Here is a 20534-nt window from a genome sequence, read left to right on the forward strand (position 1 = left end):
TCGCGTTTTCTTGGCTTTGAAGGCTCAGGCGGCCTTTTTGGAAGAGATGACCGTAAAGGTCCCCTCCCCCGTCAACGTCCGGCGCAGCGAATTGTCTTCCCGGATAGAGAAGACCACGATCGGAATGCCGGAGTCACGCATCAGGGCGATGGCCGAGGCGTCCATGACCTTCAGGTCCTTGGCCAGGACATCGTGATAGGTCAGGGTCTCGTACCGCGTCGCGGCCGGGTCCTTCTTGGGGTCGGCCGTGTAGACTCCGTCCACGCTGGTGCCCTTCAGCAGGGCGTCGCAGCCCATCTCGGCGGCGCGCAGGGCGGCGCCCGAGTCGGTCGTGAAGAAGGGCGCGCCGACGCCGGCGGCGAAGATCACCACCCTGCCCTTTTCGAGATGGCGCAGGGCGCGACGGCGCACATAGGGCTCGGCCACGGCGTTCATCGTCAGGGCGCTCTGCACCCGGGTCTGGACGCCGATCTTCTCCAGCGCCGCCTGCATGGCCAGGGCGTTCATGACGGTCGCCAGCATGCCCATATAGTCGGCGGTGGCGCGCTCCATGTCGCCCGCGGCCTTGCTCAGTCCGCGGAAGATGTTGCCGCCGCCGATGACGAGGCAGATCTCGACGCCCTCGCGGGCCACGTCGGCCACGGCCTGGGCCACGGTCGCCACGGTTTTCTGGTCGATGCCATAGGCCTGATCGCCCATCAGCACCTCGCCCGAGACCTTCAGCAGGACGCGCTTGTAGAGAAACTCGGGCGGGGCGTCGGGCATGGGGCGGTCCTGGGCGGCGGATTCGGCTCCTTATAGGAAGCGAACCCGCCGGTTCAAAGGCCTGACTGCCCCGATTACATCCGCAGAATGATCGTCTCGACGATCGGCCGCCGGTCCCAGATCTGCTGGCTGGCCTTCTTCAGCGCCCGCGAGACGGCCTGTTCGATGACCATCTCGTCCTCGAGCGCCGCGCCCTTCAGCTTCATCACCGCCTGTTCGGCGCGTTCGGCCAGATCGTCGAGGGCATCGCCCAGCGGCGATTCGGCGTCGCCCGGCAGGCCGATGGCCCGCACATCGATGTCGCTGACGATCTTGCCGCGCTTGTCCATGGCGAAGCTGACGATCAGCACGCCGTTGGTCGAGGCGTGACGCCGCTCGTGCAGGGCCTCGCCCTGTTCGGTGACCAGCGGACCCGCACGTCGATGTCGCTGACGATCTTGCCGCGCTTGTCCATGGCGAAGCTGACGATCTTGCCGCGCTTGTCCATGGCGAAGCTGACGATCAGCACGCCGTTGGTCGAGGCGTGACGSCGCTCGTGCAGGGCCTCGCCCTGTTCGGTGACCAGRCGSCCGCCGTCGACATACAGMCGGCCGCTCGGGACCTCGTCGATGATGGCCGCGGGCCCGGGGGCCAGGCGAACCATGTCGCCGTTGCGAGGGGTGACCGTCTCCGGCACGCCCATGTCCTTCGCAAGGTTCGCATGCTCGGCCAGATGGCGGCGCATGCCGTGGGTCGGGACCGCGATCTTCGGCCGCGCCCATTGGTACATCTGTTTCAGCTCCTCCCGGCAGGGGTGGCCGGAGACGTGGATGCCCGGGTGGTCCTTCTCGGTGTAGAGCCGCACGCCGCGATCCGCGAGCTTGTCCTGCAGACGACCGACCGACAGCTCGTTGCCGGGGATGACCCGCGACGAAAAGATGCAGTGATCGCCCTTGCTCAGCTTGATGTAGGGGTGCGTGCCCTCGGCGACGCGGGACAGGGCGGCGCGGACCTCGCCCTGACTGCCGGTGCAGAGATACAGAATATCGTCCGCTGGCCAGACACGGGCTTCCTGCTCGGAGAGGAAGGGCTTGATGTCGTTCAGCATCCCGACATGCTTCGCCGCGGCGGTGATGCGGTGCATCGACCGACCCGCCAGCGACACGCGGCGGCCGGCCTTCTCGGCGGCGCGGATCACGCTGTCCATGCGGGCGACGTTCGACGCGAAGCAGCCGACCGCGATGCGTCCCCTCAGCCCGCTGATCAGCTCGGACAGTTTTTCCCGGACCATGCCCTCGGATCCCGCCGTCCCGTCCACGAAGACGTTGGTGGAATCGCACACCATGGCCAGCACGCCCTCGTCGCCGAGCCGGGTGATGGCGCCGGCGTCGGTGACCTCGCCGATGACGGGGTCCTCGTCGATCTTCCAGTCGCCGGTGTGCAGCACCGTGCCCAGCGGCGTCTTGATGGCCAGGCCGTTCGGCTCGGCGATCGAGTGGGTCATGGTGACGAAGGTGACGTCGAACTTGCCGAGGTTGACCGTCCCGCCCAGCGGCACCTCGATCAGCTGGACCTGGTCCAGGATCCCGGCCTCGCGCAGTTTCTCGCGGATCAGGTAGGCGGTGAAAGGCGTGGCGTACAGCGGCGCCTTCATCCGGCTCCACAGCCAGCCCAAGGCGCCGATATGGTCCTCATGGGCGTGGGTCAGGACGATGCCGCGGATCGTCTCGCCTTCCAGGAAGGCGGGATCGGGCACGATCACGTCGACGCCGGGCGTCGAAAGGTCGCCGAAGGTCACGCCCACGTCGACCACGATCCACTCGCGGTTCGCCTCGGGGCCGTAGCCGTACAGGTTCAGGTTCATACCGATTTCGCCCGACCCGCCCAGGGGCAGGAAGACGAACTCGTCGTTGGTTTGCTTTTTCATACGTCCTTAGAGTGGGTATTCCGCCGCCAGATTTCGAGAAGGCCGCGGATGGTCAGGTCCGGATCGAACCGGTCGATGGATGTGGTGGCCCCTTCGAACAGCGAAGCGACGCCGCCGGTGCCGATGACGGTCATGGGTTTCCCCCACTCCGCCTTGATGCGTGCGACCAGGCCCTCGATCAGGGCGACATAGCCCCAGAAGACGCCCGATTGCATGTTGGAGACCGTGTCCTTGCCGATCACGCGATCGGGCTTCTGGATGGCGATGCGGGGCAACATTGCGGCGGCCTCGTGCAGGGCCTGCAGCGACAGGTTGATGCCGGGCGCGATCACCCCGCCCTCGAAGGCCCCGTCGGCGGCGATCACGTCGAAGGTGGTGGCCGTGCCGCTGTCGATGACGATCAGGTCGCCCGGGTACATCAGATGGGCCCCGATGGCGTTGACCAGCCGGTCGGCCCCCGCCTCGCTCGGCTTGGTGATCCGCGCCGTCATGCCGAGCTCGACATTGTCGCCGATGACCAGCGGCTCGACCGACAGGTAGCGCCGCGACAGGTTTCGCAGATTGAAGATCGACTGCGGCACCACGCTGGAGATGATGCAGCCGTCCAGCTGGCCGATCGACAGGCCGCGCATGGCCAGCAGCTGGCTCAGCCAGACCGCGTATTCGTCGGCCGTGCGGTTGGCGTGCGTCGCGGTGCGCCACTGGGCGACCCACTCGTTCCCGTCATGCACCGCGAACAGCGTATTGGTGTTGCCCTGTTCGATCGCCAGCAGCATTACGCGGCCTCCCCGAAAAAGACGTCGCCCGCCGAGATCAGCCGCAGCGACCCGTCCGCCAGTCTCAGTTTCAGCGCCCCGTCCGGCGCCACGCCCTCGGCCCGGCCCTCGACCGTCTCGCGCCCCAGCCGCGCCACGGCGGGCCCGTCCAGCCCCGGTGTCCTCGCCTGCCAGGCGTCGAGGATAGGCTGGAAGCCCAGCGTCTCCCACCGCTCCATCCACACCGCGAACGCCTCGGCCAGCGTCGCGGCGGCCGCCTCGACCGTCGGCGGCGTCAGCACGTCGCCGCGTAGATGTTGGACCAGGGCCGTCGCCGGCCGCTCGGTCCCGTCAGGCGCATGCGCCAGATTGACGCCGATCCCGACCGCCAGCCAGAGGCCCCCGCTCTCGTGCGCCCCGGATTCGACCAGAACACCCGAGGCCTTCTCGCCGGCCAGCATCACGTCATTGGGCCATTTGATCGTCACCAGCGACGGCGGCGCATACGCGTCCAGCAGGTCGGCGATGGCCAGGGCGGCGACGAAGGTCACCTGCGCCGCCTCGGCCGGGGTCTTGCGCGTCACATGCAGCAGGGTGGCGAACAGATTGCCGCCCTCGCTGGCCCATTCGCGCCCGCGCCGTCCGCGCCCGGCCGTCTGGCGGCGGGCGACGATCCACAGCGGCCCGGTCTCGCCGGCCTCGGCCCGGCGGCGGGCGTCCGCATTGGTGGAGTCGGTCTCTTCCAGCAGCAGGATCGGGGCGGCGGGCATGGCGCCCTATCCGGCTCCGAATCCGACGGCGGCGGCGCGGCTCAGCGGCTCGATCCACGTCAGACCGACGATCACCAGCGGGAAGGCGAAGGCCGCCGCGGCCCAGGCGATGGTCCTGGCCTCGATCGGCGCCTTGTCCGTCGGCTCGACGCCTTCCGGCGCCTTGTCGAACCACATCAGCTTGATGATCCGCAGATAGTAGAAGCCGGCCACCACCGAGGCCACCAGACCGGCGGCGCCGACCATCCAGTAGCCGGCGTCGGCGGCGGCGCCGAAGACGTAGAACTTGCCCCAGAAGCCCGAGAACGGCGGCATCCCCAGCACCGACAGCGACAGCACCGTCAGGGCGAGGGTCGTCACCGGCCTGTCCTTGCGCAGACCGGCGAGGTCGGCGATCCGCCGGATCGGCCGCCCGCCGCGCGACAGCGACAGCAGGATGGCGAAGAAGCCGAACTGGTCGATCACATACAGGGTCATGAACACCAGCATGGCCTGGACGCCCAGAGTGGTGCCGGCGGCGATGCCCAGCAGGGCGTAGCCGATGTTGGCGATCGAGGAATAGGCCAACAGGCGCTGGAAGTCCTTCTGCGCCAGACCGCCGAAAGCGCCGACGGCGAAGCTGATCAGCGAGATCAGGATCAGCACCTGGGCCCACTGGTCGTGCGACCCGGCGAAGGCCCCTTCCAGGGTCCGAGCGATCAGCACCATGGCCGCCACCTTGGGAGCCGTGGCGAACAGGGCCACGACCGGCGTCGGCGCGCCCTCGTAGACGTCGGGCGTCCACATGTGGAACGGCGCCGCCGAAACCTTGAAAGCCAGGCCGCAGATCAGGAACACCAGGCCGAAGATCAGGCCCGTCGATTGATTGGTCGCGGCATAGGCGGCGATCTCGTCGAACCGCATCGAGCCGGTGAAGCCGTAGATCAGGCTGGCACCGTACAGCAGCAGCCCCGATGACAGGGCGCCCAGCACGAAATACTTCAGCCCCGCCTCGGACGCCTTCAGATCGTCGCGATGGAAGGCGGCCAGCACATAGAGGGCCAGCGAATGCAACTCGATGCCGATGTAGAGCGAGATCAGATCGCCCGACGACGCCATCATCCCCATGCCGGCCGAGGCCAGCACGATCAGGATCGGATATTCGAACCGCGCGATCTTCGCACGGTGCATCCAGCCGCCGCCCAGCACGATGGCCACGGCGCTCGACAGGAAGATCAGGGCCTTGCCGTAGACCGCCAGCGGGTCGGCCACATAGGCGCCGTTGAAGGCCTGGCCCAGCGGACCCGTCACGGTCACGGCGGTGGCGGCCGCCAGCAGGGCGACCGACAGGATGGAGATCAGGCGCGCGCTCTTCTCGCCCAGGAAGGCGCCGAGCATCAGCAGCACGAGGCCGCCGACGGCGAGCGTGCTCTCGGGGGCCGACAGGCGCAGGGCGAAATCAAGATCAGGCATCATCGTCTCACCCGCCGATCGCAAGTTGAAAGGCGGAAGTCAGGGCCTCGACCGAGGCGGCGGTGTAATCCAGCACCAGCCCGGGCTGCACGCCCAGCCACAGGGTGCCGATGATCAGCGGGACGAAGATCAGCAGCTCGCGCCTGTCGACGTCGGTGATCGCCTTCATCGCCGGGTTGGTGATCTCGCCGAACATGACGTTGCGATACAGGGTCAGGGCGTAGACCGCCGAGAAGATCACACCCGTGGCCGCGAACAGCGCCGTCCAGGTCGAGACGCCGTAGACGCCCGTCATGGTCAGGATCTCGCCGATGAAGCCCGAGGTGCCCGGCAGGCCGACATTGGCCATGGTGAACAGCAGGAAGATGGCCGCGAACCAGGGCATCCGCGCGGTCAGGCCGCCGTACAGGGCGATCTCGCGGGTGTGCATCCGGTCATAGACCACGCCGACGCAGAGGAAGAGCGCGCCCGAGATCAGGCCGTGGCTGAGCATCTGGAACACCGCGCCCTGCACGCCCAGGGCGTTGCCGGCGAAGATGCCCATGGTCACGAAGCCCATGTGCGCCACCGACGAATAGGCGATCAGCTTCTTCATGTCCGTCTGCCGGAAGGCGACCAGCGAGGTGTAGACGATGGCCACGGCCGACAGCACGAACACCAGCGGCGCGAACATCTTCGACGCGGCGGGGAACATGGGCAGGTTGAACAGGATGAAGCCGTAGCCGCCGAGCTTGAGCAGGATGCCGGCGAGGATGACCGAGCCGGCCGTCGGCGCCTGCACGTGGGCGTCGGGAAGCCAGGTGTGGACCGGCCACATCGGCATCTTGACGGCGAAGCTCGCGAAGAAGGCGAGCCACAGCAAAGGCTGCACGGTCGGGCTGAAGGCGTAGTCCTTGAGCGCGGGGATGCTGGTGGTGCCGGTTTCGGCGGCCATCCACAGCATGGCCAGCAGCATCAGGACSGAGCCCAGCAGGGTGTAGAGGAAGAATTTGTACGAGGCGTAGATCCGGTTCGCYCCGCCCCACACGCCGATGATGATGAACATCGGCACCAGGGTGCCCTCGAAGAAGATGTAGAACAGGAACAGGTCCAGCGAGGTGAACACCCCGATGACCAGCGTCTCCAGCACCAGGAAGTGTTCAATCCACAGCATGGCCAGCAGCATCAGGACGGAGATCCACAGCATGGCCAGCAGCATCAGGACGGAGCCCAGCAGGGTGTAGAGGAAGAATTTGTACGAGGCGTAGATCCGGTTCGCYCCGCCCCACACGCCGATGATGATGAACATCGGCACCAGGGTGCCTTCGAAGAAAATGTAGAACARRAACAGGTCSAGCGAGGTGAACACCCCGATGACCAGCGTCTCCAGCACCAGGAAGGCGATCATGTAGTCGACGACGCGRTCSKTGATCGTSKTCCAGCTGGCSACGATGCAGATCGGCATCAGGAAGGCCGTCAGCAGSACGAACAGGATCGAGATCCCGTCCACGCCCATGTGGTACTGGGCCGCCGCGAACCAGTCGTAACGCTCGACGAATTGGTAGGTCGCCAGCTCCGGCTTGAACTGCATCACCAGAACGGCGGAGACCGCCAGAACCGCAACAGTGGTGATCAGCGCAATCCAGCGCGCGGCGCCATCGGCCGAGCCCTTGTTGAACAGGCGCGCCAGCAGGATCAGTCCCGCGCCGACCAGCGGCAGGAAGGTGACGACGCTGAGGATGWAGGGGATCTGGGGCAAGATCAGGCTCCCCACGCATAGATGGCGAAGGCGAGGAAACCGGCCACGCCGAGCAGCATCACGAACGCATAGTGGTACACATCAGCAGGAAGGTGACGACGACCGCGCCGACCAGCGGCAGGAAGGTGACGACGCTGAGGATGTAGGGGATCTGGGGCAAGATCAGGCTCCCCACGCATAGATGGCGAAGGCGAGGAAACCGGCCACGCCGAGCAGCATCACGAACGCATAGTGRTASACATAGCCGGACTGGATTTTCGCCAGYCGGGCCGCGGATTTCAGCGASGCCCAGGCCGCRCCGTTCGGGCCSARSCCGTCGATGATCTTCACRTCGCCGACCTTCCAGAACAGRTCGCCGACCGCCTTGGCGCCCTTCACRAACACGGCGTCATACAGCTCGTCGAAATACCATTTGTTGTAGAGGAAGSCGTGGATGACCCCGCCGCGGTCGGCCATGCGCCGCGCCATGCCTTCCTTCAGGACATACAGCCAGAAGGCGGCGAAGGTGCCGATCAGCGTCAGGATCAGCGGCGACCACTTCACCCATGTCGGGACCGAATGGCTCTCGTGCAGGACGTGATTCTCGGCGCCGGTGAAGATGGCGCCGCGCCAGAAGGCGTGCTCGCCGTCGCCGATGAAGTACGGGGCGAAGACCAGACCCGCCGCGACGGCGCCGACCGACAGCAGGAGCAGCGGAACCAGCATGACCCATGGGCTCTCGTGCGGATGCAGCGGGCCGTGGTGGCCGTGGTCCTCATGCGCGTCGTCGCCGATGGGCTCGGAATGGGTTTCCAGCTGGGCGTGCGAGGCGTGGTCGTCATGCGCGTGCGCGTGATCGTCGTGATGCGCGTCCTTCCACACCGGCTTGTTGTGGAAGGTCATGAACACCAGCCGCCACGAATAGTAGGCGGTCAGGCCGGCGGCCAGGATGCCGACCATGAAGGCGAACAGCCCCATGGCGCTGTGGCCGTTGGCGAACGAGGCGAAGGCGCTCTCGATGATCGAATCCTTGGAGTAGAAGCCCGCGAAGCCGCCGACGCCGGGAATGCCCAGGCCGGTGATGGCGATCGTGCCGATGGTCATCACCGCATAGGTGACCGGCAGCAGCTTCCACAGCCCGCCCATCTTCCGCATGTCCTGCTCGTGGTGCATCCCGTGGATGACCGAGCCGGCGCCGAGGAACAGCAGGGCCTTGAAGAAGGCGTGGGTGAACAGGTGKAACATGGCSGCCTGATAGGCGCCGACGCCCGCCGCGAAGAACATGTAGCCCAGCTGCGAACAGGTCGAATAGGCGATGACCCGCTTGATGTCGTTCTGGGCCAGACCCACGGTGGCCGCGAACAGGGCCGTGATCGCGCCAACCAGGGCGACGATGGCCGAGGCGACCGGGGCGTATTCGAAGATCGGGCTCAGCAGGCAGACCATGTAGACGCCGGCGGTGACCATGGTCGCCGCGTGGATCAGGGCCGACACGGGCGTCGGRCCTTCCATGGCGTCCGGAAGCCAGGTGTGCAGGAAGAACTGGGCCGACTTGCCCATGGCGCCGACGAACAGCAGGAAGGCCGCCAGATCGATCGCCGACCAGGAACATGGCGTCCGGAAGCCAGGTGTGCAGGAAGAACTGGGCCGACTTGCCCATGGCGCCGACGAACAGCAGGAAGGCCGCCAGATCGATCGCCGACCAGGTGTGGCCSAGGAATTCCCAGCCCGTGCCCGCCTTSGAGGCGATCATCGGGAACAGCTCGGCGAACTGGATGGTGCCGAACATCCAGAACACCGTGAAGATGCCCAGAGCGAAGCCGAAGTCGCCGACCCGGTTGACCACGAAGGCCTTGATGGCGGCGGCGCTGGCCGTGGACTTCTTGTACCAGAAGCCGATCAGCAGATAGGASGCCAGCCCCACCCCTTCCCAGCCGAAGAACAGCTGCATGAAGTCGGCGGCGGTSACCAGCGCCAGCATGGCGAAGGTGAACAGCGAGAGGTAGGCGAAGAACCGCGGCTTGTCCGGGTCCTCGGCCATATAGCCCCAGCTATACAGGTGCACGAGCGACGACACCGTCGTCACCACCACCAGCATGACCGCCGACAGGGCGTCGATGCGGATCGACCAGACCGACTGGAAGTCGCCGACGTTGATGAAGGGGAACAGTTCGACCGTGAAGGCCTGCAGCCCGCCCCATATCCACTGGCTCAACACGATCCAGGCGACCGCGCACGAGAAGAACAGCAGACCCGTGGTGATGGATTTGGAAATCAGGTCGCCGAGCCGGCGGCCCGACAGGCCGACGATGGCCGCGCCGAGCAGCGGGGCGAAAACGCCGAGAGTGACGAGGGTCTCGAGATTCACGATCAGCCCTTCATCACGGATGCATCATCAACCGCGATGTCGCCGCGGTTGCGGAAGAAGGTCACCAGAATGGCCAGACCCACGGCGGCCTCGGCGGCCGCGACGGTCAGGACGAACATGGCCATCCCCCTGCACGTCGTTGAGGTAGGCCGAGAAGGCGACGAAATTGATATTCACGGCCAGCAGGATCAGCTCGATCGACATCAGGATGATGATGACGTTCTTGCGGTTCACGAAGATTCCGAAGACCCCGATGGTGAACAGGATGGCGGCCACCGCCAGATAGTGCTGCAGGGTGATTTCCATCAGAGCAGATCCTCGGACGAGATGCCGGCGCCGCCCCGGTATCGCCGAGGCGCTGCTGGCCACGGGTATCGGCCTGTTCGCCGCTATCCCGGCGGTTATCTTCTACAACTACTTCAACACCCGCATCTCGGCGTACGGCACCCGTTCGGATGGCTTCGCCGCTGAACTGACCAACGCCATCTCGCGTAACCTCGACAAGGGAGCGTAAGCCAGATGGCCGCCAAACTCTCAGGCGGCGGCGGCGGCAAGTATCAGGTCGAGCAAAACAGCGAGATCAACGTTACGCCGTTCGTGGATATCATGCTGGTTCTGCTCATCATCTTCATGGTGGCGGCACCGCTTGCTACCCCGTCGGTCGAAGTGAAGCTCCCGCGTGCTGTCGCCCCGCCCGCCCAGAACCCGCCTGTCCCGATCTATATCTCTATCCAGAGCAATGGTCGGGCCTTCCTGGGCGATTTCCCCGTCGAACTGGACCAGATTGGTCCGGAGCTGACGGGGCAGATCGGCCGTCGCAATCCCGCGGACGAACGGATATTCATCCGCGCGGACCGGACCACCCGCTACGGCGATTTCATGCAGGTCATGAACTCGCTGCAGGACAACGGCTTCTACAGCGTTGCCCTGGTGGGTGAAGACAACTCGGCCGAGTAGGGGCGCTGGTGAATCATGACAGACATTGAATACCATCGTTCCAGGTACGACGCTCCCAAGGCCAAGGGCCTGTTCGGGGTCCCGCCGGGGGTTCTGCTCGGCAGCCTGCTGATCGTCGCCCTCCTGTTCACCGTGCTGGCCTTCTACTTCATCAACGCGCGGTTCAAGTTGAAGGAGATCAATTACTCCGACGACGCGGTCGACGTGGAGATCATCGAACCGATCCCGCCTCCGCCTCCGCCTCCGCCGCCGCCTCCGCCGGACACGCCCCCGCCGCCCAAGCTGCAGGTGCGCCCCCCGGTCGTCGTTCCGAACGCTCCGCCGCCTCCGGTGACGCTGCCGATCGAACCGACGAAGAAGGAGGACCGGGTCGAATATACGGGTCCGCCCGTCATCGTTCCCGGACCGCCGCCGCCTCCGGCTCCGCCGGCTCCGCCGCGGCCGTCGGTGATCACGCAACCGAGCTGGGCGCGTCAGGTGCTTCCTGAGTACCCGGAACGGGCCATGAGCCGGGGCATCGAGTCCGGCCGGGTCGGGATCAGCTGCACCGTTCAACAGGACGGCAGCCTGTCCAACTGCTCGGTCACGTCGGAAGATCCGGCCGGAGCCGGCTTTGGTCAGGCGGCTCTCGCCGCGGCGCGCCGTTCGCGGGTTTCGCCCCGCACGGTGGATGGCGCGGCCCAGGGCGCGACCGTCCGCTATACGGTCAGCTTCCGGGCGCCCGCCGACTAAGGGTGTCCTGACATCCGAGAACAGAACGCCCCGGAGCTCCGCCTCCGGGGCGTTTTTTCATGCGGGGGAGCCTTTCCGGCGGCCGGACATTATGGCGGGGCTGCTATGGAGACGCCCCTATGAAATCCCTTATCGCCGCCGCCGCGCTGGCCAGCGCCGTCGCCCTGGGCGGTTGCGCCTACAACGAGACCCTGGGCCGCAACCAGCTGCTGATCGTCGACGAAAGCGCCCTGACGCAACAGTCGGAAGCCGCCTGGGCCGAGGCCCTGCGCACCCAGCGTGTCTCATCCGACGCCGCCGGCAATGCCCGCATCCGCCGGGTGGGCGACAGGATCGTCCAGGCCGCGGGCCTGACCGATCGCCGCTGGGACTACGCCCTGTTCGTCAGCAACAGCCCCAACGCCTTCGTCCTGCCGTCGGGCAAGATCGGCGTGACGACGGGCCTGCTGGCGCTCGTCCGCAACGACGATCAGCTGGCGACCGTTCTGGGACACGAGGTCGGCCATGTGGTCGCCCGGCATGCGGCCGAGCGCTATTCGACCAGCGCTCTCACCAGCATCGGACTCAGCGGGGTCCAGAGCGCGGCGGGCGACTATGGTCGAGCCGCCGGCGCGATTGGCGGCCTGGGGGCTCAACTCGGCTTCCTGCTGCCCTTCTCGCGCAATCACGAGCTCGAGGCCGATCGCCTCGGCGTCGATTACCTGCAGCGTGCGGGCTACAAGCCGTCGGAGGCCGTCGCCCTGTGGCGACTGATGGCTCAACAGCGCCAGGGCTCCAACCCCGAGTTCGCTTCGACCCACCCCTCGGACTCGACCCGTATCGCGGCGCTGGAGCAGTACATCGCCAGCCGCGGCTGGGCCTGAGGCGTCCGGAGGTGAATATTCCCGCCCGGTCGCTTGATCGGGCGGGACTGTCCCGGTAGATACCGCCCTCGCGCTGATAGCGCCGCCTTAGCTCAGTTGGTTAGAGCGCCGGTTTGTGGAACCGGAGGTCCTCAGTTCAAGCCTGAGAGGCGGTACCATCCTCACCTGGTGGAGGCGTTCGCGGCATGACCGACACGTCCCGCCAGCCGCCCGGCCCAAGCTGGGATCCCGTGCAGTATCAACGGTTCGAGGCGGAGCGCGATCGCGCCGCCCAGGACTTGCTCGCGCGCCTGCCCCCGGACCTGGCGCCGCGGGAGATCTGGGACCTCGGCTGCGGCGCCGGCCAACACGCCATCCAGCTGAAGCGCCGCCATCCCGGCGCGAGCGTGCACGGGCTGGATGCGAGCGCGGCCATGCTGGAGCGCGCGCGGTCGGCCGAGCCGGACATAGACTGGCGGCAGGGCGACCTGGCCGTCTGGACCCCCGAAGTTCCCGCGGACCTCATCCTCGCCAACGCCTCGCTGCAGTGGGTCCCCGACCATGCGGCGGTCTTCTCGCGTCTGGCCGTGGCGCTGGCCCCGGGCGGCGTGATCGCGGTGCAGATGCCCATGGCTCACGAAACCCGCCATCATACGCTGATGCGGGATGTCGCGGGGCAGGAACCCTGGGCGGGCCGTCTGGCCGGGGTGCGGTCGATCGCGCCCCTGCTTTCCGCCGAAGCCTATTACGACCTGCTGGACCGCGACTTCACGGGCATCGACATCTGGTCGACGCGCTATCTGCATGTCCTCGGCGGACCGGACGCGGTGCTGGAATGGATGAAGGGCACGGCCCTGCGCCCCTACATGTCGACGCTGGCGGACGATGCGGCTACGGGCTCGGCGTTTCTTTCCGCCCTCGGCGCGCGGCTCGCCGAAGCGTTTCCGCGACGGCCGGACGGGGCGACCCTGCTGCCGTTTCCCCGCCTGTTCCTGATAGCGCGGCGTCGTTGAGGGCCCGACGCCGGTGCAGGCCGGTGACCGGCCCGTCCAGCGTCGCGAGAACGTCCCGGGTGGCGCGGTAGCCTGCGGCGACGCCGAGGTCGAAACCCTTCCAGTCGCGGATATCGAGCCCGTCCGGCGTCGGCTGGATCAGGAGGTCGGACGCGGCGCGCGAGCTCTCGATATCCGCGTCCGTGGTCAGGGTCGCCGACCGCATCAGGATGGAGACGATCGGCGGGCCCCGACGCCACGCCCCGGTGACGATCAGTCGCCAGATGGAGGGCGGGTGTTCGATCAGGTCCGGATCGACGCCCCGCGCTTCCGACATGTCGATGCCGATGATCGGGCCGCCGTGCATCTGGCGCATGACCTCGGTGGGGAGGTTCTTCAGCACCGCGCCGTCGACCAGAACCTGCCCGTCCATGACGATCGGCGGCAGCAGACCCGGTATGGCGATCGAGGCCCGGATGGCCCGGCGCATCAGCCCGCGCCGGTGGACCTCGATCTTGCCGCTGGTCAGATTGGTGGAGACGGCGAAGAACGGCCGGTTGAGGTCCGCCAGATCGATGTCGCCATAGGCCTCGAGCAGCAACCGGTCGACCTTGTGCGCCCGGGTCATGGCCAGCATGGGGAAGGTCAGGTCCGACAGCGGGTCGCTCTCGACGAAGGCCTTGTGGATCCGCCGCTCCAGTTCGTCCTGCGTCCAGCCGAGCGCGGGCCCGGCGGCGATGACCGCGCCCATGGACGAGCCGCCGACGAAGTCGATCGGGACGCCGGCCTCGGTCAGGGCCCTCAGCGCCCCGATGTGGGAATAGGCCCGGGCGCCGCCGCCCGACATGACCACGCCGACCGCCGAACCGGTGACGACGCGCGCCATCCGTTCGGCGTCGGCCCGATCCCCCTCGATGCACTGGAACCAGCGTCCCGGCTGGACGGCGTCCAGCCAGACGGCGGTGTTGGCGGGCCTGGGCATGCGCGGATCGCGCAACAGGATCAGGTCGGTGCGCCGCTGGGCGTCAAGCACCCCGGCGTGGGGCATGGGGCGGTTGGGCGGCGCCATCAGGCCGTTGCCGACCACGAACACCCGGTCGACCTGGCGCGCGCAGAGGGCGGCCCAGGCGGGTTCATCCTGTTCGGCTACATAGAGGACGAGATCGTGGGAATCCTCGACCCGGCTGAACCATTCCGCGGCCGAGGCGAGGGCGGAATGGTCGATGACCTGGCAGGTGAAACCGTCGGCCTCGATCGCCGCCGCGATGCGTTCTACGAAGGCGCGGATCGGGCGGGGGCGGGCGGAAACGAAGCCGAACACGCTGGGTTCGCCGCCGCCGGACCGGCGGTCCCGCGCGCGCTGGATCATGAGCCGCGACAGCTCGACCATCAGATCGGGTTCGGTCCGGGCGGCCTCGAAGAAGGCGTCCCGGGGCAGGGCCAGGACCTCGCAGTCGCGCAGGGCGACGACGTCGGCGGTGTGGACCGTGCCCGCCAGCATGGCCATCTCCCCAGCCGGCTCGCCGGGCCGGATGACGCCGACGAACTGGGGCGGACGGTCCTCGTCGTGATCGCGCCGGAAGACGCCGAGGCGGCCGCTGCGCAGCAGGTACAGGGTATCGGCGCCGTCGCCCTCGGCGAACAGGGTCTCGCCGCCTGTCAGGGCGAACCAGCTGGCGCGCGTGTTCTTCCCGCCCTCGAAGATGCGGTGCAGGGCGTCTTCCAGCCGGTCGGAGCGGGGAGCGGGCATAGCGGGTTCTAGGGGTCAGGTTCTAGGGGCTAGGGAATCGACAAGGGCCATGGTCGCAGTATCCGCCCCTAATCCCTAGAACCTACCACGCCCCCATCTCCCGCAACTGCTTCGCCAGTTCCGGCGGCACCTCGCCGGCGTCGAGGGTCGACAGGTCCATCGGCGCGTCCTTGGGCTCCAGATAGCGCCAGCCCTGGAAGGGGCGGCGGGCCTGGGGCGCGGTGCGGATCACCTCGGGGGACAGTTTGATCAGGCAGTGCGACGTCTTGCCTTCGCCTTTGGTGGTGATGTCCAGGATCGGCATGCGGCAGGTGACCGAGCCCTTCATGACCCAGAACAGCGAACCGCCGTCTTCAAGCTCGGCGGCGCGTTTGGGCGTCATCCGGGTGTTGACCGTCAGCCATTCGCCCTTGGCGGCGCGGCGCTCCAGCGTCTCGACCTTTGCGACGCCGACGCACAGCTTGATCATGTGGAGAGGCATGGTCTGGATCTAGTCAGTCGCCGTGACGACCGCCACCACCGTATCCGCCGAGACCTGATCGCCGACCGCGACGCCCACTTCGCCGACGACGCCGTCGAACGGCGCGACGAGGGCGTGCTCCATCTTCATGGCCTCAAGCACCACCACGGGCTGGCCCCTGGTCACCGTGTCGCCGGGTCTGGCCGGCGTGGCGACGATCTTGCCGGGCATGGGCGCGCGCAGGGAGCCGTCGGAGGCGGCGGAATGATCCGACCCTCCGCCATGCGTCAGCGGACCGTAGGGCCAGGCCTGGCCGTCGAGGAAGAGGACCGACAGCTCGTCGTCCACCTCGACCGAGGCGTCCTCGCCTGTGATCGCATCGTCCAGCACCACCTGGCCGCCGGCCACGGCGCCGGCGCCCCAGGTGCGGTCGCCGGTCTTGACCTCCCACCAGGTGTCGCCGTCCATGGCGCGGAATTCAGCCTCCACCGGCTGACCGGCGACGCTCATCGATCGCCGGAAATATCCCGGCCCGTTGAGGCGGAAGCCGAAGAGGGCGTGGGACGATGAGCGCCAGATTTCCTGCCCGTCGCCGTACATTTTCGTGCGGTAGTAGTCGTCCTTGTCCGCCTGCGCCGCGAAGGCGGCGGCGATAACCGCTTCAGGGATTTCGGTGCTGATCAGCGACGCTTCCTCGGCGGCGATGAAGCCGGTGTCCACGTCACCGGCGACGAAGCGCGGGTGTTCGAGGCAGCGCGACAGGAAGGCGGCGTTGGTGCGGACGGGCCAGACCTCGACCTGACGGCAGGCGGCGGCCAGCCGTTCGGCCGCCCCGGTCCGGGTGTCGGCGTGGGCGATGATCTTGGAGATCATGGGGTCGTAGAACTGGCTGACCTCGCCGCCCTCCTCGACGCCGGTGTCGACCCGTACATCGTGGGGCGCCCGGTAGTTGTCCGGGTTCGGCATCAGGAAATGGTCCAGCCGGCCGATGCTGGGCAGGAAGCCGTTGGCCGGATCCTCGGCGTAGAGCCGCGCCTCCATGGCCCAGCCGTTCAGGGAGATCTCGTCCTGCTCCAGCGGCAGGGGCTCGCCCGCGGCGACAAGAAACTGCCATTCCACCAGATCAACGCCCGTGACCTCTTCCGTCACCGGATGCTCGACCTGCAGCCGGGTGTTCATCTCCATGAACCAGATGCGGTCAGCCTTCAGCCCGTCCGACGCGTCGGCGATGAATTCGATGGTGCCGGCGCCCTCGTAGTTCACCGCCCGGGCGGCGCGGACGGCGGCGTCGGTGACGGCCTTGCGGGTGGCGTCGTCCATGCCGGGGGCGGGGGCCTCCTCGATCACCTTCTGGTGGCGGCGCTGCAGCGAGCAGTCCCGCTCGTAGAGGTGGACGACCTTGCCGTGGCTGTCGCCGAAGATCTGCACCTCGATGTGGCGCGGGCGGGTGATGTAGCTCTCGATCAGGACGCGCGGATCGCCGAAGGACGACTGGCCCTCGCGCCGGGCGCTGGCCAGGCCGGCGGCGAAGTCCTCGGGCCGGTCGACACGCTTCATGCCCTTGCCGCCGCCGCCGGCGACGGCCTTGATCAGCACCGGATAGCCGATGCGCGCCGCCTCGGCGGTCAGGGTGGCGTCCGACTGGTCCTCGCCCTGGTAGCCGGGCGTGACCGGCACCCCGGCCTCGATCATCAGCGTCTTGGCGGCGTCCTTCAGCCCCATGGCGCGGATGGCGGCGGGGGGCGGGCCGATCCAGACCAGGCCGGCGGCCATGACGGCCTCGGCGAAGTCGGCGTTCTCGGACAGGAAGCCATAGCCGGGGTGGATGGCCTCGGCCCCTGTGGCCTTCGCGGCCGCCAGCACTTTCGCCGGGTCGAGATAGCTTTCGCGCGCCGGGGCGGGGCCGATCAGCACCGCCTCGTCGGCCTCGCGCACATGCAGGGCGTCGGCGTCGGCTTCGGAATAGACGGCGATGGTCCGGATGCCCATGTGGCGGGCGGTGCGGAAGACGCGGCAGGCGATCTCGCCGCGATTGGCGACCAGGACGGATTTGAACATGGGAGGTGTCTAGCCGGTCTGTCGCTGGCGGAGAAGGTGGCGGGGGAGGAGACGGCGCTCGCTATTCCGCCCAGCGGGGTTTTCGCTTCTCCAGGAACGCGCGAACGCCTTCCTGACCCTCGGCCGACACGCGGGCGCGGGCGATGCGTTTGGCGGTTTCCTCCATCAGGCCGTGGTCGATCTTGTGGCCGGCGACGTCATTCACCAGCCGCTTGGCCTCGCCCATGGCGCCCGGCGCATTGGCGCTGATGCTGTCGGTCAGCATGGAGATGAATTCGTCGACCGATCCCTCGGGCAGGACCATATCGATCAGGCCGGCGTGGGCCGCATAGTCGGCGTCGAAGATGTTGGCCGACAGGAACAGCTGGCGCGCGCGGCGGGCGCCGACGGCCTCGACGACATAGGGGGCGATGGTCGCCGGGATCAGGCCCAGCTTGACCTCGGAGAAGGCGAAGCGGGCGCCCTCGACGGCCACGGCCATGTCGCAGGCGGCGACGATGCCGGCTCCGCCGCCCATGGCCGCGCCCTCGACGATGGCGCAGGTCAGGGCGGGAACGTCGTGCAGGGCCTTCAGCATCTTCGCCAGACCCATGGCGTCGTCGCGGTTGTCGCTCTCCGACCAGCCGGCCGCGTCGCTCATCCAGCCCAGATCGGCGCCGGCGCTGAACGTGCCGCCCGCGCCGCGAACGAAGACCAGCCGCACATTGTCGGCCCCATGCAGGGTCTCGAACGCTTCATAGAGCGCGGCGATGGTGGGTGCGTCGAAGGCGTTGCGCTTGTCGGGCCGGTTGATGGTGACGAAGACGATCCCGTCGGCCGTCGAGTCGATCTGGACCAGATCGTCATTGGCGTCCGGCGCCGGGTCGGCCAGCAGAGGGTGCGAGATGGCGTTGATCTCGGCGGCCTCGGCGTCGGTGATGTCCAGGGCGTTGATGTCGGCTTCGGTGGGCTTGTCGGTCATGATCGGTCCTTCGCGGATAGTCGATTGTAGCGCATGGCTTGCGGAATGGCAGCGACGCTTGTCGATGCCGGGCTCGTTTCTTGACAGGGCAGGGAACGAGGGAATTGATCGCGGCAGCTCAGGAAAGCCTGCGAGGACGACATGCCGCACGCCACGCGATCCCGGAAACCCGCGCGACTGACGCCCGGAAAGGCGAAGCTGGCCGCTGAAATCCGGCAGCAGCTCATGGACCAGGGCGGCGCCGCCCATCGTGAGGTGATCATCGGCCGGATCCTGCAGCGCAAGGGCCTGAGCGGACTGGCGGCCGACCGCGCGCGGCGCGCCCTGCTGTCAGCCTTCGAACTGCACGCCGATCCGGCCGCCGCCGACGTGGCGCCGCATCTGTTCGAACTGCCGTTCGGCCCGGATTCCTACCGCTGGGCGCTGGACGGCACGGTCAGGCCGCCGCTTACATCCTGAACACGCCGAAGGTCGTCTCCGGGATCGGCGCGTTCAGCGAGGCGGAAATGGCCAGACCGAGAACGTCGCGGGTCTGGGCCGGATCGATGATCCCGTCGTCCCAGAGGCGGGCGGTGGCATGGTACGGATTGCCCTCGTCCTCGTATTTCCGGCGCACGGGCGCCTTGAACTCTTCCGCCTGCTCCGGGGTCCAGCTGTCGGCGTCGCGGTGGACGGTGGCCAGCACCGCGGCGGCCTGTTCGCCCCCCATGACGCTGATCCGGCTGTTGGGCCAGGTGAACAGGAAGCGCGGGCCGAAGGCGCGGCCGCACATGCCGTAGTTGCCGGCTCCGAAGCTGCCGCCGATCAGGACGGTGAATTTCGGAACCTCCGCCGAAGCCACGGCGGTGACCAGTTTGGCGCCGTTCTTGGCGATGCCCTCGGCCTCGTATTTGCCGCCGACCATGAAGCCCGAGATGTTCTGCAGGAAGACTAGCGGGATCTTCCGCTTGCAGGCCAGTTCGATGAAGTGGGCGCCCTTGAGCGCGCTCTCCGAGAACAGCACGCCGTTGTTGGCCAGGATGGCGACGGGATAGCCCCAGATGCGCGCGAAGCCGCAGACCAGCGTCGTGCCGTACAGGGCCTTGAACTCGTCGAACTCCGAGCCGTCGACGAGGCGGGCGATGACCTCGCGGACGTCATAGGGGGCGCGGACGTCGTCGGGGATCAGGCCGTACAGCTCCTCGGCGTCGAAGGCCGGAGCGCGGGGCTCGCGCACGTCCAGCTCGACCGACTTCACCGTGTTCAGGCTGTCGACGATGGTCCGGACGATCTCGAGGGCGTGCTCGTCGTTCTCGGCGACATAGTCGACGACACCGGACCTGCGGCCGTGGGTCTCGGCCCCGCCCAGCTCCTCGGCGGAGATGACCTCGCCCGTCGCGGCCTTCACCAGCGGCGGGCCGGCCAGGAAGATGGTGCCCTGCTCGCGGACGATGACGCTCTCGTCCGACATGGCCGGGACATAGGCGCCGCCGGCGGTGCAGCTGCCCATGACGCAGGCGATCTGGGGGATTCCCTTCGCCGACATCCGGGCCTGGTTGAAGAAGATGCGGCCGAAATGGTCGCGGTCGGGGAAGACCTCGGCCTGGTGCGGCAGGTTGGCCCCGCCGGAATCGACCAGATAGACGCAGGGCAGGCGGTTCTGTTCGGCGATCTCCTGGGCGCGGAGGTGCTTCTTCACCGTCATCGGGAAATAGGCGCCGCCCTTCACCGTCGGGTCGTTGGCGACGATCATGACTTCGCGGCCCGAGACGCGGCCGACGCCGCAGATCATGCCCGCGCCGGGCGCGCCGTCGCCATACATCCCGTTCGCCGCCAGCTGGCCGATCTCCAGGAAGGGCGAGCCGGGATCCAGCAGGCGTTCGACGCGGTCGCGGGGCAGCAGCTTGCCGCGCGCGACGTGGCGGTCGCGGCTGGCCTCCGAACCGCCGCGCGCCGCCTTGGCGACCCTGGCGTGGAGTTCGTCGCGGAGGCCCCGGTTGTGGGCGTCCAGCGCCTTGAAGGCGGGGCTGTGCGGATCGATAGCGGAAGTCAGCTTGGGCATGCCGCTGG

General features: G+C 67.7%; 17 protein-coding genes, 1 tRNA gene and 4 pseudogenes. 7 read left to right on the plus strand and 15 right to left on the minus strand.

Features of this window, described 5'->3' with window-relative positions; genetic code table 11:
• Positions 1-24 precede the first annotated feature (24 nt).
• From pyrH to nuoK, 10 genes and pseudogenes are all read right to left on the minus strand, one after another.
• Positions 25-765: a UMP kinase gene (gene pyrH / locus ASD25_RS03195; protein WP_055829327.1), complete on the minus strand. Its 741-nt coding sequence runs from the start codon at positions 763-765 to the stop codon at positions 25-27.
• A gap of 74 nt (positions 766-839) precedes the next feature.
• Positions 840-1115, minus strand: a complete 276-nt coding sequence (locus ASD25_RS03200; RefSeq protein ID WP_056614961.1) for a hypothetical protein — start codon at positions 1113-1115, stop codon at positions 840-842.
• Entirely contained in the window at positions 1109-2671 is a 1563-nt protein-coding gene (locus ASD25_RS03205) for a ribonuclease J (protein ID WP_082572175.1), read from the minus strand. Before ASD25_RS03205 ends, ASD25_RS03200 begins: the two co-directional genes overlap by 7 nt.
• The gene (locus ASD25_RS03210; protein WP_055829320.1) at positions 2668-3447 is read right to left on the minus strand and encodes a type III pantothenate kinase; all 780 of its coding nucleotides are present in this window, start codon (positions 3445-3447) and stop codon (positions 2668-2670) included. Before ASD25_RS03210 ends, ASD25_RS03205 begins: the two co-directional genes overlap by 4 nt.
• Positions 3447-4196 carry a biotin--[acetyl-CoA-carboxylase] ligase gene (locus tag ASD25_RS03215; protein ID WP_055829317.1) on the minus strand — a complete coding sequence of 250 codons (750 nt, stop codon included), beginning with the start codon at positions 4194-4196 and terminating at the stop codon, positions 3447-3449. The genes ASD25_RS03210 and ASD25_RS03215 overlap by 1 nt, the downstream gene beginning before the upstream one ends.
• A 6-nt stretch (positions 4197-4202) precedes the next feature.
• Positions 4203-5648 carry an NADH-quinone oxidoreductase subunit NuoN gene (gene nuoN / locus ASD25_RS03220; protein WP_082560053.1) on the minus strand — a complete coding sequence of 482 codons (1446 nt, stop codon included), beginning with the start codon at positions 5646-5648 and terminating at the stop codon, positions 4203-4205.
• Between the two features lie 7 nt (positions 5649-5655).
• Entirely contained in the window at positions 5656-7377 is a 1722-nt protein-coding gene (locus ASD25_RS03225; RefSeq protein WP_369816544.1) for an NADH-quinone oxidoreductase subunit M, read from the minus strand.
• Between the two features lie 171 nt (positions 7378-7548).
• Entirely contained in the window at positions 7549-8925 is a 1377-nt protein-coding gene (locus ASD25_RS33040; protein ID WP_369816541.1) for an NADH-quinone oxidoreductase subunit L, read from the minus strand.
• A gap of 109 nt (positions 8926-9034) precedes the next feature.
• Positions 9035-9733: pseudogene (locus ASD25_RS33045) on the minus strand (proton-conducting transporter membrane subunit); the annotation flags it as partial.
• 2 nt (positions 9734-9735) lie between these two features.
• Positions 9736-10039 (minus strand): annotated as a pseudogene (nuoK, locus tag ASD25_RS03235) (NADH-quinone oxidoreductase subunit NuoK).
• A 34-nt stretch (positions 10040-10073) separates the two neighbouring features.
• Here nuoK and ASD25_RS03240 point away from each other — a divergent pair.
• The 6 genes and pseudogenes from ASD25_RS03240 to ASD25_RS31565 all read left to right on the plus strand — a co-directional run.
• Positions 10074-10247, plus strand: a pseudogene (locus ASD25_RS03240) (MotA/TolQ/ExbB proton channel family protein); the annotation flags it as partial.
• Between the two features lie 5 nt (positions 10248-10252).
• The gene (locus ASD25_RS03245) at positions 10253-10690 is read left to right on the plus strand and encodes a biopolymer transporter ExbD (RefSeq protein ID WP_055832093.1); all 438 of its coding nucleotides are present in this window, start codon (positions 10253-10255) and stop codon (positions 10688-10690) included.
• Positions 10691-10705: 15 nt separating this feature from the next.
• A complete protein-coding gene (locus ASD25_RS32925; RefSeq protein ID WP_055832095.1) occupies positions 10706-11422 on the plus strand; it encodes a TonB family protein in 717 nt (238 codons plus the stop codon).
• A 119-nt stretch (positions 11423-11541) separates the two neighbouring features.
• Positions 11542-12285 carry a M48 family metallopeptidase gene (locus tag ASD25_RS03255; protein WP_055832097.1) on the plus strand — a complete coding sequence of 248 codons (744 nt, stop codon included), beginning with the start codon at positions 11542-11544 and terminating at the stop codon, positions 12283-12285.
• 81 nt (positions 12286-12366) lie between these two features.
• Positions 12367-12443, plus strand: a tRNA-His gene (locus ASD25_RS03260).
• Positions 12444-12470: 27 nt separating this feature from the next.
• Positions 12471-12920, plus strand: a pseudogene (locus ASD25_RS31565) (methyltransferase domain-containing protein); the annotation flags it as partial.
• 235 nt (positions 12921-13155) lie between these two features.
• Here ASD25_RS31565 and ASD25_RS03270 read toward each other — a convergent pair.
• From ASD25_RS03270 to ASD25_RS03285, 4 genes are all read right to left on the minus strand, one after another.
• Complete coding sequence (locus tag ASD25_RS03270; RefSeq protein WP_235561820.1) at positions 13156-15006, minus strand: patatin-like phospholipase family protein; 1851 nt, start codon at positions 15004-15006, stop codon at positions 13156-13158.
• A gap of 82 nt (positions 15007-15088) precedes the next feature.
• Positions 15089-15487, minus strand: coding sequence for a DUF1489 domain-containing protein (locus ASD25_RS03275; RefSeq protein ID WP_055832101.1), 399 nt, complete (start codon positions 15485-15487; stop codon positions 15089-15091).
• A 9-nt stretch (positions 15488-15496) separates the two neighbouring features.
• Positions 15497-17524 (minus strand): acetyl/propionyl/methylcrotonyl-CoA carboxylase subunit alpha, encoded by a 2028-nt coding sequence (locus tag ASD25_RS03280; protein ID WP_055832103.1) that lies wholly within the window; start codon positions 17522-17524, stop codon positions 15497-15499.
• A 61-nt stretch (positions 17525-17585) separates the two neighbouring features.
• A complete protein-coding gene (locus ASD25_RS03285; protein ID WP_055832105.1) occupies positions 17586-18485 on the minus strand; it encodes an enoyl-CoA hydratase-related protein in 900 nt (299 codons plus the stop codon).
• Positions 18486-18626: 141 nt separating this feature from the next.
• On the opposite strand from ASD25_RS03285, the gene ASD25_RS03290 reads away from it, so the two are divergent.
• The gene (locus ASD25_RS03290; protein ID WP_055832107.1) at positions 18627-18944 is read left to right on the plus strand and encodes a hypothetical protein; all 318 of its coding nucleotides are present in this window, start codon (positions 18627-18629) and stop codon (positions 18942-18944) included.
• On the opposite strand, the gene ASD25_RS03295 is transcribed toward ASD25_RS03290, so the two are convergent.
• Positions 18934-20526, minus strand: a complete 1593-nt coding sequence (locus ASD25_RS03295) for a carboxyl transferase domain-containing protein (protein ID WP_055832109.1) — start codon at positions 20524-20526, stop codon at positions 18934-18936. The genes ASD25_RS03290 and ASD25_RS03295 overlap by 11 nt on opposite strands.
• Positions 20527-20534: the final 8 nt, after the last annotated feature.

This window comes from Brevundimonas sp. Root1423 (assembly GCF_001426805.1).

What these genes read in the sequence shown, in the direction of transcription:
- pyrH (WP_055829327.1), bottom strand. Translation starts at nt 765, where the DNA reads ATGCCCGACGCCCCGCCCGAGTTTCTCTACAAGCGCGTCCTGCTGAAG.
- ASD25_RS03210 (WP_055829320.1), bottom strand. Translation starts at nt 3,447, where the DNA reads ATGCTGCTGGCGATCGAACAGGGCAACACCAATACGCTGTTCGCGGTG.
- ASD25_RS03215 (WP_055829317.1), bottom strand. Translation starts at nt 4,196, where the DNA reads ATGCCCGCCGCCCCGATCCTGCTGCTGGAAGAGACCGACTCCACCAAT.
- nuoN (WP_082560053.1), bottom strand. Translation starts at nt 5,648, where the DNA reads ATGCCTGATCTTGATTTCGCCCTGCGCCTGTCGGCCCCCGAGAGCACG.
- ASD25_RS03245 (WP_055832093.1), top strand. Translation starts at nt 10,253, where the DNA reads ATGGCCGCCAAACTCTCAGGCGGCGGCGGCGGCAAGTATCAGGTCGAG.
- ASD25_RS32925 (WP_055832095.1), top strand. Translation starts at nt 10,706, where the DNA reads ATGACAGACATTGAATACCATCGTTCCAGGTACGACGCTCCCAAGGCC.
- ASD25_RS03255 (WP_055832097.1), top strand. Translation starts at nt 11,542, where the DNA reads ATGAAATCCCTTATCGCCGCCGCCGCGCTGGCCAGCGCCGTCGCCCTG.
- ASD25_RS03270 (WP_235561820.1), bottom strand. Translation starts at nt 15,006, where the DNA reads ATGCCCGCTCCCCGCTCCGACCGGCTGGAAGACGCCCTGCACCGCATC.
- ASD25_RS03275 (WP_055832101.1), bottom strand. Translation starts at nt 15,487, where the DNA reads ATGCCTCTCCACATGATCAAGCTGTGCGTCGGCGTCGCAAAGGTCGAG.
- ASD25_RS03280 (WP_055832103.1), bottom strand. Translation starts at nt 17,524, where the DNA reads ATGTTCAAATCCGTCCTGGTCGCCAATCGCGGCGAGATCGCCTGCCGC.
- ASD25_RS03285 (WP_055832105.1), bottom strand. Translation starts at nt 18,485, where the DNA reads ATGACCGACAAGCCCACCGAAGCCGACATCAACGCCCTGGACATCACC.
- ASD25_RS03290 (WP_055832107.1), top strand. Translation starts at nt 18,627, where the DNA reads ATGCCGCACGCCACGCGATCCCGGAAACCCGCGCGACTGACGCCCGGA.
- ASD25_RS03295 (WP_055832109.1), bottom strand. Translation starts at nt 20,526, where the DNA reads ATGCCCAAGCTGACTTCCGCTATCGATCCGCACAGCCCCGCCTTCAAG.